The sequence below is a fragment of the Anaerophaga thermohalophila DSM 12881 genome (genome assembly GCF_000191885.1).
GTDB classification, from domain to species: Bacteria; Bacteroidota; Bacteroidia; order Bacteroidales; family Marinilabiliaceae; genus Anaerophaga; species Anaerophaga thermohalophila.
In genome coordinates this window covers 43,055-59,793 of record NZ_AEWI01000005.1, presented here as the reverse complement: position 1 = coordinate 59,793, position 16,739 = coordinate 43,055, and the positions used below count along the sequence as shown (strand labels likewise).

Below are 16,739 nucleotides of genomic sequence, written 5' to 3'. Positions count from 1 at the left end.
TTGATTGCAAAATTATTCAAATTTCATAAACATCCAAAATTTATCCACTTTTTTTGCATTATTTATTCTTTTCAAAGAACACCTGAAATAGTGGTAAGACTTTTGCCAGCAAGAAAAACAAAAACTTTCTCTAAAAATCATTTTTAAAATATATATTCAAAAAATATACAAAAACACCAAAAAAGATTATGGTCATTATTAAAGAATAATGTACCTTTGCAACCCGGAGAACAAGCAAGCCATTATTTGCATTAAAAAACAATCAATCAATGAAGAAGCACATCAAGAAAGCGGTTATCCTGGGTTCGGGAGCCCTGAAAATCGGAGAAGCAGGTGAGTTTGATTATTCCGGTTCGCAGGCACTGAAAGCACTTAAAGAAGAAGGCATAGAGACGGTTCTTATCAATCCTAACATAGCCACGGTTCAGACCTCGGAAAAAATTGCCGACAAGATATACTTTCTACCAGTCACACCCTATTTTGTTGAACAAGTTATTAAAAAGGAAAAGCCCGAAGGTATTCTCCTCGCTTTTGGCGGTCAGACAGCACTGAACTGCGGGATTCAGCTCTTCGAGCAGGGAATACTGAAGAAATACAACCTTGAAGTTCTTGGCACACCAATACAAGCTATCATCGATACTGAAGACCGGGAAATTTTTGCCGGTAAACTGGCCGAAATCAACGTTAAAACGCCCAAAAGTGTTGCTGTAACTTCGGTTCAGGATGCAGTTAAAGCCGCCGACAAAATGGGGTATCCCATCATCATCAGAGCTGCTTATACACTTGGCGGTATGGGTAGCGGTTTCTGCGCCAACAAGGAAGAACTCATCAAACGGGCCGACAATGCGCTGTCGTACTCCAAACAAATATTGGTCGAGGAATCTCTCAAAGGCTGGAAAGAAGTGGAATACGAAGTAGTGCGTGACAGCTACAACAATTGCATCACCGTATGTAATATGGAGAACTTCGACCCGCTCGGAATTCACACGGGTGAAAGTATCGTTGTTGCTCCTTCTCAAACACTAAGTAACTCAGAATATCATAAATTAAGGGAACTTGCCATAAAAATCATCAGGCACATCGGAGTAGTTGGCGAATGCAACGTTCAATATGCTCTTGACCCTTACTCAGAGGACTACAGAGTCATTGAGGTAAATGCCCGCCTGTCACGGTCCAGTGCACTTGCATCCAAGGCAACCGGCTATCCGCTGGCTTTTGTGGCTGCCAAGCTTGGACTGGGCTATGGTTTGTTTGAACTGAAAAACTCTATAACCAAAACCACCCCTGCATTTTTTGAACCTGCACTCGATTATATTGTCTGCAAAATACCCCGATGGGACCTGAACAAATTCACGGGCGTGTCCAAACAAATCGGGTCGAGTATGAAAAGTGTGGGCGAAATCATGGCCATCGGGCGAACCTTTGAAGAGTCGATTCAAAAAGGACTGCGAATGGTGGGACAAGGGATGCACGGTTTTGTGGCCAATCATCCGCTTAAAGATATCGTGTTGGAAACGGAACTTGCAGAGCCTACCGACCAACGCATTTTTGCCATTTCAGAGTCGCTTCAGAACGGGACTACCGTTGAAGAAATCCATGATCTCACAAAAATCGACAAATGGTTCCTGAACAAACTAAAAAACATTACCGATCTTAAAAACGAGCTTTCCAGATATGATTCTGTCGAAAATATCCCGGATGAAATGCTGCTTAAAGCTAAACAGATGGGCTATTCCGATTTCCAGATTGCTCGTCTCGTCCTCAATCCTGATGACGACAAGATGGAAGAAAACCTCCTGAAGGTACGTGAGCACCGAAAGAAACGTAACATCCTGCCTGTCGTCAAACAAATTGACACCATGGCCGGCGAATTTCCGGCCCAAATCAATTATCTATACCTCACCTATAATGGCGAATACCACGATGTGGAATTTGAAAAGGACGGCCGTTCGGTCGTTGTTTTGGGCTCAGGGGCATACCGGATAGGTTCCAGCGTCGAATTTGACTGGTGTAGTGTAAATGCCATTGACACCATCAACCAACAAAAATACCGTTCGGTGATGATCAACTACAACCCCGAAACGGTAAGTACCGATTACGACGTATGCGACCGGCTCTTTTTTGATGAATTAACTCTGGAACGGGTTCTTGATATTACCGATCTTGAAAATCCCAGGGGCGTTATTGTATCGGTAGGCGGACAAATTCCCAATAATCTGGCCATGCGGTTGCATAAAACCAATGTTCCTATCCTGGGAACTTCGCCCGAAGACATCGACCGTGCCGAAAACCGTCAGAAATTCTCATCGTTATTGGATGATTTGAAAATCGACCAACCAAGGTGGAATGAGCTTACTTCTATTGAAGACATTTATGCTTTCATCCGGAAAGTCGGTTATCCCGTTCTGGTTCGTCCATCCTATGTCTTATCGGGAGCGGCCATGAATGTTGTTTCCAACGAAGAAGAACTGGAACATTTTCTGGAACTGGCTGCCAACGTGTCCAAACAATATCCCGTAGTTGTATCGGAATTTATAGAACAGGCTAAAGAGATTGAGATAGATGCCGTAGCCAAAAACGGTGAGATGATTGCCTATGCCATTTCCGAACACATAGAATTCGCCGGTGTTCACTCGGGAGATGCAACCATTGTATTCCCCCCGCAAAAACTCTATATCGAAACCATCAGAAGAGTAAAACGGATTGCACGACAGATCGCTGCTGCTCTGAATATTTCGGGGCCCTTCAATATGCAGTTGCTGGCAAAAGACAACGACATAAAAGTAATAGAATGTAATTTAAGAGCCTCCCGCAGTTTTCCTTTTGTCTCGAAAGTTCTGAAGATAAACCTTATCGATATCGCCACGAGAGTAATGCTTGGTATGCCTGTCGAAAGGCCTGCAAAAAGCATCTTCGAACTCGATTATGTAGGTATTAAAGCCCCGCAGTTTTCATTTGCCCGCTTGCTCAATGCCGACCCGGTACTTGGTGTGGACATGGCCTCGACCGGGGAAGTCGGCTGTATCGGAGATAATTACTACGATGCAGTATTACAATCCATGCTGGCTGTAGGTTATAACATTCCGAAAAAGAACATCCTTATTTCATCCGGTCCGCTAAGAAGTAAAGTGGAAATGCTTCAAAGCGCAAAAATGCTGGTTGAAAAAGGATACAATATTTTTGCAACAGCCGGCACTCACAAATTTTTCAAAGAAAACGGCATCAAATCGACCATGCTACACTGGCCCGACGAACCCGACATGAAACCTAATACCCTGGACTATATCAGGGAAAAGAAAATCGACCTGGTGGTCAACATCCCAAAAAACCTGAGCAAAGGGGAACTTCGGAACGGCTATCGGATTCGAAGAAATGCCGTCGATTTTAACATACCGCTCATCACCAATGCCCGGTTGGCAAGTGCTTTTATCTATGCTTTCTGCAAGATGGATATTAGTGATATCCCTATCAAGAGCTGGAATGAGTACAGGTAGGGGAAGATGATTTGTTTTTAGATGTGAAACAGCCGTCTATTCCCGCCGGCAGGGATTTTTAACACGGTAAAAACTTACAATTATGAACCTCAGCATTGATTTATTGAACCCCCCCAAATCTACTGTCAGGACAATTTTCGGAATTTTGATAGTGATCTTCTCATTTTCCTATCTTTTTTATAATTTGAACACCGAAAAGTCCTTCAATCTACTTGATTGGATATATTTTGTTGTTTTTTTATTGCTGGGGCTCTCTCATTTAATAGAAGGAACAGGCATCTCCATAAGGAAGCTGTTTGGTGCGAAAGCCCATATATTAATAGATAACGAAAAAATCGTTTCCAAGCCAGAACCCTTCAAAAAAGAAACAAGAATCAAATGGAAGGACATTAAATCAATTGAATACAAAGCAGCCAGATACAAAATATTATTAATCAACAATAGTTCTATTGAAATTGACTTACCAACAAATGATTACAATTTAATTCAGATGATTAAAGAATCAATAAATTCTAAATCTCAAGAATACGATATCCCCATCTTATGAAAAAAAACATCACAAAAGAGACCTATTTGCCATTATATCGGCGAAATGAAAAAAGTATAAAATTCTTCATTACTATAGACATTTTAATATTCATTGTTGGCTTGGCGGGATTAGGCTCAAATTTATTCATCGGGAAAAACGCATTTTTAGACCTATCCGTTTGGAATAGCCTTATATTTATGGCAATAACCACAGCCAGTATTTTTGCTTTAGCAAAAAGCTTGCAAGATCAAAAATATTATATTTCATGGAATGAAGAAGAAATCAATTTTCTTTTACCAAAACAAAAGAAGCCGGAATGCGTGAGAGTAATTGATATTAAAGACATTTTTATAACCGATAGAGAAATAAAAATGATTTTGAACAATAACCAACAGAAAAGTATAAACTTAAACTTATTTTTTTTACCAAAACGAGATATAGTGAAAAATTATTTTGAGATTTTAAGCAAAGAAAATGAAAAAACCGGCACGAACGGTGGTTTAGCCCCCATTTAACCAAAAAAAAGGACCGGCTTTCACCAGTCCTTTTTTATCCTAAAATAAAATGAGCCCGGTCTAAAAAGCATCTTTGTTGCCAAACTCAGTGTTGTTTTAAATTTTTGCATCCTCATTAACAATGAGTTAACTCCGGTACAAAAATTTAAAACGCCTTGATTTTGACAAAAATATGCATTTTATACCGCACTCATAAAATATTTTTTACTCTTCGGCCGGCCACCAGCCGTCAACCATAGCTTTGTTGTTTTGATAGAACTGCTCGGCTCCGTCAAGTGGATCATTTGCGTTTTCAACAGCATCCATCAACTCGTAAAGTTTATCTTCTTCCAATTTAAAGTTTGAGAAGAATTTGGCCAATTTTGGAAATTCTTCTGTAAAACCTTTACGTGCCAGAATTCTTAACTCATCAGTGGGATAAACACCCATGGGATCTTCCAGATATTTGATATCGTAGCGCGCCCACATAAAGTGAGGTTTCCAGCCGGTAACAACCACCCAGTCATTATTGTTGATGGCCTTTTCAAGAGCGGCAACCATAGCTGTACCTGAAGAAGTTACCTGCTTAAAGTTGAGGTCATACTCTTCAATAGCCTTCAGGGTATTTTTATGAATACCGGCGCCACTTCCAATACCGATGATCTCTCCATCAAACTTGTCAACATAGTCATTCAGCTGGGTAATGGAGTCAATGGTCACATAACTTGGGACAACCAGTCCGGTAGTACCTCCCGCGAAAGCAGTCCCGATATGATCAATTTTATCACCAAAACGTTCCCAATACTCGGCGTGAGTATAGGGCAACCATGCATCCAAAAAGACATCGGCATCACCTTTAGAGAGTGAAGCATAGATTGGGCCCGGCTCAATGGGCTTAATTTCCACATCGTATCCCTCCTGCTTGTCGAGGAATACTTTAGCCAGGTGGGTCATAGCAATTCCTTCCGACCAGTTAGGATAAGGAATAAAAACTTCTTTTTTCTGCTGGTCACCTGCACATGCAACTACTGCCAGTGTGAGGGCAGCAGCGATGGTCAGATTCAATACTTTTTTCATTTTGTTTTTCATAATCATCTCCTTTTAAGGTTTGATATGTCGAATAAAATTCAACAAAATTCTTGTAAATCACAAATATATAATAGATTATTAGATCATTAGATCATTAGATTTAAGATTCCTGCCTAAAGGCAGGCAGGAACAATCTCTTTTCTTAAAAACATACAACTGATCTCAGTTCTAATAACAGCCATCCGACTGAAACGAGCATGACAAGGTTTGCCATCCTCGTTTCGTAAATGAGTATTTTGCCGGCAAGCGTAACACAGCAAATGGTACTTTATGAACAGGCACTCTATTATCACTTTTTCCCTAAACTACCCATAGCCTGCGTAACACGGTCCAGGATTATAGCAAGGATCACGATACCAAGTCCGGCTTCGAAACCAAGGCCTACTTTTGCCTGCAGGATACCGGAATATACACGCTCTCCGAGTCCGGCGGCACCTACCATCGATGCAATCACAACCATCGACAGGGCAAGCATAATAACCTGGTTAACCCCGGCCAGAATAGTGGGCATAGCCAAAGGTATCTGTACCTTAAACAACAACTGTCTTTGTGTGCTTCCGAATGATAAGGCGGCCTCTACCACTTCGCCCGGTACGCCACGAATCCCGAGGCTGGTAAGGCGAACAGCCGGGGGTAATGAAAACACTACGGTTGACACAACGCCGGGAACATTCCCGACAGAAAAAAACAGAATGGCCGGAATCAGATAGACAAAAGCCGGCATGGTTTGCATAAAGTCAAGAATCGGTCTTACTATCTGATCCACTCTACTGCTTCTGGCAGCCCATATTCCCAATGGAATACCTATTAAAAGAGCAATAAGTGCCGAAACCAATACCAGAGCAAGGGTTTCCATAGTCTCTTCCCAGTACTGCATCCAAAAAAGAAGAAACAGTCCTATAACAGTAAAAACAGCGAGACCAATGGCTTTTTTAAAGCCCTTTTTCGTGAATCCGGGTCTAAATCCTTCTGCCTGAACGAAATAGGCAATCAACGCCAGAATAATCATAATACCCCATGAGGGTACCGCCAGCAATGCCGTCTGAAAGCCATCCACCACAAGGTCTATCACATAGGCAATACCGTCCAGAACCGGTCCGGCATGGTCGGTAATAAAATCGATGGCTTGTTCTACAAATTTCCCAATATCAAGTTTATCCATAATTAAAGACCTCCGCTGTTTTTAATTTCAATAATCTCTTCACGGTCACGCCCTGTAACTTCGGCAATGACCGAAGAGTGAACCGCAACACCAAGCAATCTGTCTTCTTCATCAACCACGGGAAGTGGCAATTGCTTGTCGATAAACAACGGCAACAAATCTGCTGCCGGCGTGTCCGGAGAAACCTTTGGCATCACATCTGAAATCAGAATCTTTCTCATATCCCTGTCGTCCTTTTTCTTCAGCTCCACAACATCATGGTCCATCACAAAACCAAGGAACTTATTTTCGCGATCGACTACCGGCAGCCTGTTGACGCCCATTTCGCGCATACGCCTCAGGGCCAGCGCCGGGCCATCCTTTTCTATAATCAATTTACCTGTGTCCTTAAACATCAGACTTGATGCGGTAACAATTTTGCTACGGTCGACATTTTCTACAAAAGCTCTCACGTAGTCGTCGGCCGGTTTTACCAGTATCTCTTCAGGGGTTCCTATCTGAACAATTTCGCCATCTTTCATTATAGCAATGCGATCGCCGAGCTTCAAAGCTTCGTCAAGGTCGTGAGTAATAAAAACAATGGTTTTTTTCAATTTACGCTGAAGCTCGATGAGCTCGTCCTGCATGTTGGTACGGATAAGCGGGTCGAGCGCACTGAAAGCCTCGTCCATCAGCAGAATTTGCGGATCGGTAGTGAGCGCTCTTGCCAGTCCGACACGCTGCTGCATACCGCCACTCAGTTCCCGGGTCATCATATCCTCATAACCCTCCAGGCCAACTGTTTTAATCATCTGACGGGCTTTTTCGAGGCTTTCTTCCTCAGATTTCCCCTGAATTTCCAAACCAAAGGCAGTATTGGAAAGTACCGTACGGTGCGGGAGCAAACCAAAATGCTGGAAGACCATCGACATTTCGGTACGACGCAACTGGCGAAGCTGTTCCTCTGTCATCCTGGTAACATCCTTGCCATTGACGAATATGGAACCCGAAGTAGGTGTATTCAAGCGGTTAAGACAACGAATAAGTGAGGACTTTCCGCTACCGGAAAGTCCCATCACTACAAATATTTCGCCTTCCTCTATCGAGAAGTTGGCATTGTTAACCGCGACCGTACATTTGGTTTTTTCCAGTACTTCATTTTTGGACACACCCTTTTTTACTAATTCAAGGGCTTGTTTACGCCTGGAACCAAATATCACGTACAGGTCTTTAACTTCAATTTTACTCATTTGGTTTGAGTTTTCGTTTAGAAATAGTAGCCGATGTTGATGTTGAAACGGCTTTCCCAGTCGGCATCTTCTAATCCTTCAGCTAACCCACTTGACCAGGTACTATACACATTTCCTTCTTCATCTGAAATATCCGGACCTAACCAAGCATTGTTTTTCCCAAATGCCCAATCCACGTAGGTATAAATACTTCCGGCGGTAATAAGCATACCTGGAACCAGGTGCTGACTTGATTCAAAATTATCTTCTGCTTTATTAATCACAGAATAATCAACGTAGGGCTGAATATTGGAAATCGGCCCCCATTCAACAGGAATTGAATAAGCCAGACCGGCTACCCAAATATCACCTTCTGCGGCCACATTATAGTTGTAACTATAAGCTCCCATTTGAACCATGTCAAGATCATTTCCTTCATTATCTTTTGCTCCAAAATCGTACGAAATGTATTCGCCTTTAAAATTAAAATTACCAAAATTTCCTACTAAGTGAGCAGCAAAAGCATTGGATGATTCGGATTCATCGAGTACACTGTTGTAATTTTTTCCAAACTGGCCTGAAAGACCAAGCTCCAAACTTTCGGAAACATCGTAGGCAGCACGAACATTAAACTGATTAACCTCCTTAAGAGATGCATCTTCAGAAGGCGTTATATCATAAGAATAACGTGATGCATAGTTAGGAGAACCCTTTGGTTCCGGCTGATGGTAATAAGCAAAATTCAATTCCAGGTTTTCAATGCCGGTATAATCAAATTTTATACCCATATCATAATCGTCTTCCAAACCAACATAATATGGAATCTGGAACCACCATGAGTGAGACGCATATTGAGTGATACCGAAAGGTACCTGGCTTACACCCAGTTTCATATAAAGGTCATCTGAAAAGCCATAACCTAACCACCCGTGGTGTATAAAATGAGTATTATCAACAGGGTAGAAACGGTATTCAAAACTAAGATCAACGCCGACAGTACGAGCATTAACATTCAACCGCCAGGTGTCCCAGGTAAACTGGGGATCCGTCTTATCACCGTTCCAGCTCTTATCATGAATATTGTAACGAACTGCCCCTCCAAACTTCACATAGTCTTCATTCTTTTCCTGGGCATTAACAATACCCTGGGTCAGAAATGCTGCAATGGCAAAAATCGTAAATACTACTTTCTTCATAACAACTCTATTTTTAGATTAAAAATTAAAAATGAATTCTTCAAAACAACACATTGTTCCAAAAAACAAAAGATGTTTGGTTTCGCTACCGGGTAATAGCATGGTAACAGCAGGATAACAGAAACTCCCTACTCAGGGCTCTGCGCATTTAAAAGACAGTCTTAAAATTAAATCATTCAACCACTTAACGTCAAGTGATTTTTTCTTCAAACCACAAAAAAAAATTTGTTCAGTCCGATAAACACTAAGCTATCAAACTAAATAAATTATTCCTAAAAAAATATTTTATTTCTATACCAACTAAATATGTGGGGTTTTCTATTTAAATCAGCCGGACAAAACAGTTGCAAAGGTAAAAAACACTCTTCACTTATGCAAAAAGTCGCACAGAACCTATTTGAGTTGTTCTGAATAGCAAACATGAATGAATTGAAAATGTTCAGTTCGCTTAAAGTAGACACCACCTAACTTCTAATCATCTGAGAAACCAAAAACAGGGAGCAGATGCTTCGTCGTTACCTCGTCAGAATGACATTAGACAGTCTGTCATTCTGAGCAAAGCGAAGCATCTCATCAGTGGCAAAGAGTCTTTGAATGATAAAAACCGGCTAAAGGAACTTGTTGTAACAAGAGAAAGATTCTTCGTCGTGCCTCCTCCGAATGACACTGAGCGCTCTGTCATTCTGAGCGGAGCGAAGAATCTAATATCAATTAAAGTATGATAAGTTTCATCGTTCCAATGACTTATACTAATTTTATACGGATGAAAATTGTTAGGATTGTTAGATTGTTAGGATTGTTAGCTAATGTAATAAAACTTATAATATTTTAACAACTAATACATTAACAATATTAACAACTTTAACAATTCTAACAGCCGTAACAATTTATTAAATGTAAGATGAAACGAGCATGACAAAGATTGTCACAAAAGGACATGTATAAATCTCAATCATGCGAGTTCCATCAGGCCAATAACTTAGATTAATTTTATACTGATGAAACGAGCATGGCAAAGCCATCTCTTGTCCCGGGTCAGCTAATTGCACGAATTATGCGAATTAAAAAGGGGCTGCCTAAAAAGTAATTCTTTTAAAAAACTGAATTCGATCCTTGCTTCGCAAGTATTGTTTTTTCAATTAGTTACACAGAGGTGCCCGGAGCACATCACAGAGATTCACAGAGAAAAACGGACTTTTTACTCTGTGAAACTCTGTGTACCAACTCCGTGGAACTCTGTGAAACAATAAATTATGCAGAGTTTTTAGACAGCATGGATAATTGGCATAAATTCGTTGACCCCACCAAGTAATTGCACAGCAATTAACTTATCAGGCTAATTCTGATTCGATTTTTTATAGCTTTTTGGTTCTGGCTTGTCCAGATTAGATAAAAACAAGTTTATTCGGGTATTTTATCAAAGAAACCAGTGAAGTTATTAATTTTGATGCACTAATAATTTAACCGACCTGAATATGGGAAACAAACAAAGAGAAAAAAAGAGTCGTGCTTCGTGGTGGGATAAAGCGAATCAGACACTTGCGGAAAACCATTCGATGCTGGTAACGGCAGCCTTCATTATATACTTGTTTTTCAGTTTTTTCACCTTCAGCCTTCGAATCAGCGAAGGTGGCGACGACAGCGCTTACATCATTCGTGCAATTTCGTTTTTGGAAGAAGGGAAATTTCCACAATTTCAGGGACCTCTTTATCCCTTTATACTTTCGTTGTTTATTGCCCTATTCGGAACCCGGATTGTTGTATTAAAACTGAGCTCCTGGATTTTCCTGTCGCTTTCGGTTTTTTTGTTAGGAAAAGCCATAGTCAACAAAGTATCTGCCATTACATTTTGGGGCATTATTCTGGCGTTGGTTGTCAATCACCATTTTCTCTACTTCGGAAGCCAAACGTACTCAGAGGCCTTCTTCATGGCTCTCCAGAGTTTCTTCATACTTTATCTTTTCAGGACAATAGAAAAACATGATAATCTTATCATTCCGGTTCGCTGTGTATTAGCCATTTCGGTATTACTGCTGACATTATATCTTACCCGAACGATCGCCATCGTGGCTGTTCCGGCAGTTGTTCTTTTCTTTTTCCTTCGGAATCAAAAAAAGGCAGCGTGGCTGACAATACTCTTTTTCGTTGTATTGTCAGGGGCTTTTATCGGGTTAAAGGCAATCGTTGCAGACAGTCCCACAGGCGCAGATTCTCAGCTTCAGTCTTTGTTAATGAAGCACCCCTACGATGCTTCTCAGGGTCGCGAAACATTTGGCGGTTTTTTCGAACGCTTTGCCCAGAACTCCAACATATATCTGTCCAAATATTTTGCAATCCTGACAGGCTTTAAAAATGCCATGTCGTTGTCGAAGCAGCCTCTTGTCACAATATTGCTCTATGCATGGCTCATAGCAGGAATGATCCGCTTCTACAGAAGAAACCCTTATCTCCTGTTCATCGGGATATATTTGATATTTATGCTGGGCACCACATTTTTTGCCCTGCACACAATTTGGGATCAGGTACGACTAATTATCCCCTTTTATCCTTTAATGATAATATTTCTTATCGAAACCGTTGTCGCCTATACTTCAAAAAGCAAAACAGCCGGGAAACAAAAAATTCCGGCGGTACTCCTGGCTTTTACTATACTATTATCAACGGCACAAACAGTAAAACAAACCGATTTTCAGGCAACATTTAAGAACATATCTGGTGACCAATATTACGGTTACACGCCCGACTGGCAGAATTACCTGAAAATGGTAGAATTTGCATCACATAATCTGCCGCCGGAATCTTACATTGCCTGTCGCAAACCGAATATTGCCCGTTTAACAGCCGGGGGTAAGGAATTTTATGGTATTTACAGAATCGATTCCGAAAATGCGGACACGCTTATTACGCAATTATACAACCGGGGTGTAACACACATTATTGTAGCTTCCCTGCGTAAAAATCCGAGAATGAGAACCGGCCAGGTGATAAACACCATTCATCGTTACATGAAACACATTGCCGACAAATATCCGGGAACTTTTATTCTCAGAAAGCAAATCGGAGAAACCGAACCCGCCTGGTTGTTTGAGGTGAATTACAACATCTGGCAACAAAAAAATAAAGAAGAATAAAAAATGGATCATATCCTCACCTATTACAATAACGCTGCAAAAACCTGGTCGCGTTACAGAAAACGAAAATCATATTACTGGGATAGTATTACCAGGCATTGCAATTATTTTATTCCAGCTGATCACAAAGTGCTCGAAATAGGCTGTGCCACAGGCGAAATGCTGGCCAAACTGGATGCGGACAATAAAACAGGGATTGACTTCAGTCCTGAAATGATCAAACATGCACGTGAAAAATACCCTGAAATACGGTTTGAAGTTATGCAGGCCGAAAAGCTCACACTGGAAGAAAAGTACGATACTATAATCATGTCTAACCTGGTGGGCGTTTTACCCGACGTAGAAAAAGCTTTCACCGAGCTGAACAAAGTGACACACGCCGGGAGCCGCATTATTGTGACCTATTACAACCGGCTGTGGGAACCCGTGCTGAAACTGGGCGAATGGCTCCGTATCAAACGGTCTTCACCATTGCAGAACTGGCTCTCTACCAACGATCTGAAAAATCTTCTTTATCTCTCCGGATTTGAAACTTACCGGGTCAACAAAAATATGATGATCCCGTTTAAAGTTCCGCTCATTTCATGGTTTTTTAACCGTATTGTTTCACGACTTCCTCTGCTCAGGCATCTGAGTCTCAACAATTACATCTTTGCGAGGCCGGCACCCGTTCCCGGTAAAACCGAAATTCAATACTCCACATCAATTGTTATCCCGGCAAGAAATGAATCGGGAAACATTGAAAATGCAGTTAAACGCATTCCGGAGTTCGGAAGCCATATAGAAATTATTTTTGTTGAAGGCAATTCCTCCGACGACACATGGGACGTTATAAACAAGGTTAAAGAAAAATACACACCTGCACGCGACATTAAAGCCATACGCCAGCCCGGCAAAGGGAAAGGAGATGCCGTGCGCGAAGGTTTCAAACAGGCAACGGGCGACATACTGATGATACTCGATGCCGACCTGACGGTGCCCCCGGAAGACCTCCCCCGTTTTTACCATGCCCTGACAAGCCGTAAAGGAGAGTTTATCAATGGCGTGAGACTGGTTTATCCAATGGAAAAGAATGCCATGCGACCACTTAATACCATCGGTAATTACTTTTTTAGCCTTTTATTTTCCTGGCTTCTCGAACAACCGGTTAAAGACACCCTGTGCGGCACTAAAGTCATGTTTCGCTCAGATTACCTAAGGCTGGCCCGAAACCGCCCCTTCTTTGGAGAATTTGACCCGTTCGGAGATTTCGACCTGTTGTTTGGCGCTTACAAGCTTAACCTGAAAATCATAGACCTCCCGGTAAGGTATCGCGAACGAACCTTTGGAAGCACTAATATCAGCCGTTTTTCCCATGGATTCATCCTCTTGAAAATGGCGGCTTTCGCGGCGGCAAAAATTAAATTCTGGTGAATAGTATACGACTTAGTGCTCGTCTATAAAGCAGGGAAAAGTTGTAACAACTCATGTGTCTGTTCAAAAAGTGGCGATTACAAGGCTTGCGAAGTCCGAAAACACGGAGTTTACTCACTTACGATAAGTAAACTCCATTTTGGGCTAACGCAACAAATATTACCTTATAATACTCCGTTAAACTTTTACGGATGTCTGAAAATTAATTGCTTACACAATGAACGGCACAAACCACAATTCTCTCATAATAAAAACTTTGCGTCATTGCGTCTCTGCGTTTAGGCTTTTTAAAATCGACTATTTACTTTATAGACAGCACGACTTAGAACACAGCCATTATCCGAAATATATGCCAACAAATTGGTGGTTTGACTTATTTTTTGAATTTTTACAGCGTCAATAAAAACTGAAAAACGGAGGCATGCAAAAAACAGCAATTTTCCCCGGTTCGTTCGATCCCTTCACGGTTGGTCATGAAAATATTGTCCGCAGGGGGCTAAACTTGTTTGACAAAATCTTTATCGCCATAGGGTTCAATGCAAACAAGAAAGATTTTTTCCCGGTTTCACAGCGAATAGAATGGATAAACTCGGTTTTTGCCGGCGAAAACCGAATTGAAGTCGTTTCATACGAAGGTTTAACAGTTGATTTTGCAAAAGAACTGGGTTGTAATTTCATACTCAGAGGCATCAGAACAGCAGCCGACTTCGAATATGAGCGTGCCATTGCGCAGGTAAACAAGGCAATGTCGGGCATTGACAGCGTCTTTCTGCTTACCTCGCCCGAGCATACGCCTGTAAACTCCTCTATAATCCGTGATATTCTTAAACATGGCGGTGATGCTTCAAGGTTTATTCCCGATAAAATAAAAATACAGGTAGCCAGAGTCAGCCGGGAACAATAACCTGGCATGATTCGTGCAAATTAAAAGGTCAGGATACTGAATTCCTGAAAATGTTAGGTTATAATAATGTGTAAAAAGCTACTCTTTCACTTCATTGCTTTGTCTTTACTGACAACGGCAATCAATGCCCAAAACAGGAGTGTCAGAATATATGGCTCTGCACCGGAGTACAGAAATTACGCGATTGTCTTCAGGTGTTATCAGAATTTTATAAATTACCAGCAAGAAGAACTTTTTACCATAGAAGTGGATGACAACGGTGCTTTCGATTTTTCATTCCCACTTGAAGAAACAACCTACGCCTTTGCCGATATTGGCCGGTTCAGAGGTTTTATGTATTTAACTCCGGGACAGGAGTATCACATCAAACTGCCTCCCTTTAGCCCGTTGTCGCAGGCTCAAAAGCTAAATCCCTTTTTCAAACACGAACAAGTTGTCATCGGAATACTTAATGAAAATTCAAACGGACTGAATGCAAAAATCCGGGATTTCGATCAGGCCTTCAACACTAAATTAAACGAATATGCAGTAAAGCTCCTCACTACCAAAAATAAATCTTTAGCTCAGGATGTCATCGACTCGCTCGAAACTGATTTTCCTTCGGACAATGATTTTTTTCGGGAACACAAACATTTTCGCTATGCAAGACTTGCCATGCTTGCCGGCAGAAACAAAGAACAGGATGTCATAAAAAAATATTTTTCAGACAAACCGGTACAGTTCAACATGCCGGCATACTGGACGTCCTTTAAAGAAGTTTTTAACGGGTATTGCCATACCTTCTTTGGTGAATACCATTTTCAAAGCGCCCTAAGTTACCCTACTGTCAGGGATTCTGTAAGATCGCGCGATATATTTCACCGGCCCGACTTTAGTGAAGCGGTGGCCCTGTGGATCATCTACGAAAGTTATCACGAAAAAATACTCTCTCAGAAAGTTGCCCTTCACCTACTGAAGCAATGCGCAGATAATTCCGGACAAAAACGCATATCCAAAACAGCTGCCGCATTGCACGACCGAATAGGTATATTGATGGAAGGGAAAGATGCTCCCGCGTTCAGTCTGCCTGATTTTTCGGGCGGAGAAAAATCGCTGAAAGATTTTGAAGGGAAATTTGTGTATCTCAACTTTCTGCACACCGAAAATTATGCGTGCCGAAAAGACCTGAAACTGTTGGAAAAAATTCATGATGATTTCCAGCCTGATCTGCATATCGTTACGGTTATTGTCAACGAAGACTTCGATCAGGCAAAACAATTTTTACAAGCAACCGAAAATACATTCAAATGGCATTTTTTATATTTTGCCATGCAGGGAAACCTGATCAACAACTACAATGTTCAGGCAGTTCCCTTATACTATCTTATTGATCCCAACGGGAAGCTGGTCATGGTGCCCGCTCCTGCTCCCGGCGAAAACTTTCAGGATGTCTTCATTGAGCAATTTAAAAAGTTCCGGAGGGAAGTTCTGCGAAAAAATAGTCGATAGCGGTTAGTAACCGACAGGAAGAAGGGAGAAGGCAGAAGGCAGAAGTTAGAAACCCGGAACCCTGATTGAGGTTGAGGATGCACCACAGATGACACAGATTTACACAGATTTTTCATCCGTATAAAATAAGTCTAAGTCATTGGCCTGATGGAACTCGCATGATTGATTCTATACATCAACTTTTGTGATAAACCTTGTCATGCTCGTTTCATCAGTATAAAATTAGTCTAAGTTATTGGTCTGATGGAACTCGCATGATTGAATTTTATACATGTTCTTTTGTGACAATCTTTGTCATGCTCGTTTCATCTGTATAAAATTAGTCTAAATTATTGGAATAATGCAACTTATCATGCTTTAATTGATCTTAGATTCTTCGCTCCGCTCAGAATGACAGACTGTCTAATGTCATTCTGAGGAGGTAACGACGAAGAATCTGTTCCCTGTTTTTGGTTTCTCAGATGATTAGAGGTTTTAAATGGTGTAGTAAAAACATCACAAGATTCCGTAAATAGTCCAACACTCCATCCCACTGTGGCTCCATGCATAAGCATCTCGCGAAGGTACACTACCTTATCTCAGGTACGCATTGATGTGACCAACCTATCTTTTATGGCTCATTAAAGGGGTC

General features: G+C 41.3%; 11 protein-coding genes. 7 read left to right on the top strand and 4 right to left on the bottom strand.

What is annotated here, in order from left to right:
* Positions 1 to 269 precede the first annotated feature (269 nt).
* The 3 genes from carB to ATH1_RS0102305 all read left to right on the top strand — a co-directional run bounded on the left by carB (position 270) and on the right by ATH1_RS0102305 (position 4,538).
* Positions 270 to 3,494, top strand: a complete 3,225-nt coding sequence (gene carB, locus ATH1_RS0102315; RefSeq protein WP_010417015.1) for a carbamoyl-phosphate synthase (glutamine-hydrolyzing) large subunit — start codon at positions 270 to 272, stop codon at positions 3,492 to 3,494.
* An 82-nt stretch (positions 3,495 to 3,576) separates the two neighbouring features.
* Positions 3,577 to 4,041: a hypothetical protein gene (locus ATH1_RS0102310; protein ID WP_010417013.1), complete on the top strand. Its 465-nt coding sequence runs from the start codon at positions 3,577 to 3,579 to the stop codon at positions 4,039 to 4,041.
* Entirely contained in the window at positions 4,038 to 4,538 is a 501-nt protein-coding gene (locus ATH1_RS0102305) for a hypothetical protein (RefSeq protein ID WP_010417011.1), read from the top strand. Before ATH1_RS0102310 ends, ATH1_RS0102305 begins: the two co-directional genes overlap by 4 nt.
* Positions 4,539 to 4,742: 204 nt before the next feature.
* On the opposite strand, the gene ATH1_RS0102300 is transcribed toward ATH1_RS0102305, so the two are convergent.
* The 4 genes from ATH1_RS0102300 to ATH1_RS0102285 form a co-directional block, all read right to left on the bottom strand.
* Positions 4,743 to 5,606, bottom strand: a complete 864-nt coding sequence (locus tag ATH1_RS0102300; protein ID WP_139035215.1) for a glycine betaine ABC transporter substrate-binding protein — start codon at positions 5,604 to 5,606, stop codon at positions 4,743 to 4,745.
* A 289-nt stretch (positions 5,607 to 5,895) separates the two neighbouring features.
* Positions 5,896 to 6,768 carry an ABC transporter permease gene (locus ATH1_RS0102295; protein WP_010417007.1) on the bottom strand — a complete coding sequence of 291 codons (873 nt, stop codon included), beginning with the start codon at positions 6,766 to 6,768 and terminating at the stop codon, positions 5,896 to 5,898.
* 2 nt (positions 6,769 to 6,770) lie between these two features.
* Complete coding sequence (locus tag ATH1_RS0102290) at positions 6,771 to 7,997, bottom strand: quaternary amine ABC transporter ATP-binding protein (protein WP_010417005.1); 1,227 nt, start codon at positions 7,995 to 7,997, stop codon at positions 6,771 to 6,773.
* Between the two features lie 17 nt (positions 7,998 to 8,014).
* Positions 8,015 to 9,172 carry a hypothetical protein gene (locus ATH1_RS0102285; RefSeq protein WP_010417003.1) on the bottom strand — a complete coding sequence of 386 codons (1,158 nt, stop codon included), beginning with the start codon at positions 9,170 to 9,172 and terminating at the stop codon, positions 8,015 to 8,017.
* Between the two features lie 1,475 nt (positions 9,173 to 10,647).
* Between ATH1_RS0102285 and ATH1_RS0102280 the strand changes: the two genes are divergently transcribed.
* From ATH1_RS0102280 to ATH1_RS0102265, 4 genes are all read left to right on the top strand, one after another.
* Positions 10,648 to 12,303: a glycosyltransferase family protein gene (locus tag ATH1_RS0102280; RefSeq protein WP_010417001.1), complete on the top strand. Its 1,656-nt coding sequence runs from the start codon at positions 10,648 to 10,650 to the stop codon at positions 12,301 to 12,303.
* A gap of 3 nt (positions 12,304 to 12,306) precedes the next feature.
* Positions 12,307 to 13,716: a bifunctional class I SAM-dependent methyltransferase/glycosyltransferase family 2 protein gene (locus ATH1_RS0102275; protein ID WP_010416998.1), complete on the top strand. Its 1,410-nt coding sequence runs from the start codon at positions 12,307 to 12,309 to the stop codon at positions 13,714 to 13,716.
* Between the two features lie 421 nt (positions 13,717 to 14,137).
* A complete protein-coding gene (coaD, locus tag ATH1_RS0102270) occupies positions 14,138 to 14,620 on the top strand; it encodes a pantetheine-phosphate adenylyltransferase (protein WP_010416995.1) in 483 nt (160 codons plus the stop codon).
* A gap of 66 nt (positions 14,621 to 14,686) precedes the next feature.
* Entirely contained in the window at positions 14,687 to 16,108 is a 1,422-nt protein-coding gene (locus tag ATH1_RS0102265) for a TlpA family protein disulfide reductase (protein ID WP_010416993.1), read from the top strand.
* The last annotated feature ends 631 nt before the right edge of the window (positions 16,109 to 16,739 follow it).

Bases quoted from the DNA above. Each gene is read 5' to 3' on its own strand.
- carB (WP_010417015.1), top strand. From the start codon at position 270: ATGAAGAAGCACATCAAGAAAGCGGTTATCCTGGGTTCGGGAGCCCTG.
- ATH1_RS0102310 (WP_010417013.1), top strand. From the start codon at position 3,577: ATGAACCTCAGCATTGATTTATTGAACCCCCCCAAATCTACTGTCAGG.
- ATH1_RS0102305 (WP_010417011.1), top strand. From the start codon at position 4,038: ATGAAAAAAAACATCACAAAAGAGACCTATTTGCCATTATATCGGCGA.
- ATH1_RS0102300 (WP_139035215.1), bottom strand. From the start codon at position 5,606: ATGAAAAACAAAATGAAAAAAGTATTGAATCTGACCATCGCTGCTGCC.
- ATH1_RS0102295 (WP_010417007.1), bottom strand. From the start codon at position 6,768: ATGGATAAACTTGATATTGGGAAATTTGTAGAACAAGCCATCGATTTT.
- ATH1_RS0102290 (WP_010417005.1), bottom strand. From the start codon at position 7,997: ATGAGTAAAATTGAAGTTAAAGACCTGTACGTGATATTTGGTTCCAGG.
- ATH1_RS0102285 (WP_010417003.1), bottom strand. From the start codon at position 9,172: ATGAAGAAAGTAGTATTTACGATTTTTGCCATTGCAGCATTTCTGACC.
- ATH1_RS0102280 (WP_010417001.1), top strand. From the start codon at position 10,648: ATGGGAAACAAACAAAGAGAAAAAAAGAGTCGTGCTTCGTGGTGGGAT.
- ATH1_RS0102275 (WP_010416998.1), top strand. From the start codon at position 12,307: ATGGATCATATCCTCACCTATTACAATAACGCTGCAAAAACCTGGTCG.
- coaD (WP_010416995.1), top strand. From the start codon at position 14,138: ATGCAAAAAACAGCAATTTTCCCCGGTTCGTTCGATCCCTTCACGGTT.
- ATH1_RS0102265 (WP_010416993.1), top strand. From the start codon at position 14,687: ATGTGTAAAAAGCTACTCTTTCACTTCATTGCTTTGTCTTTACTGACA.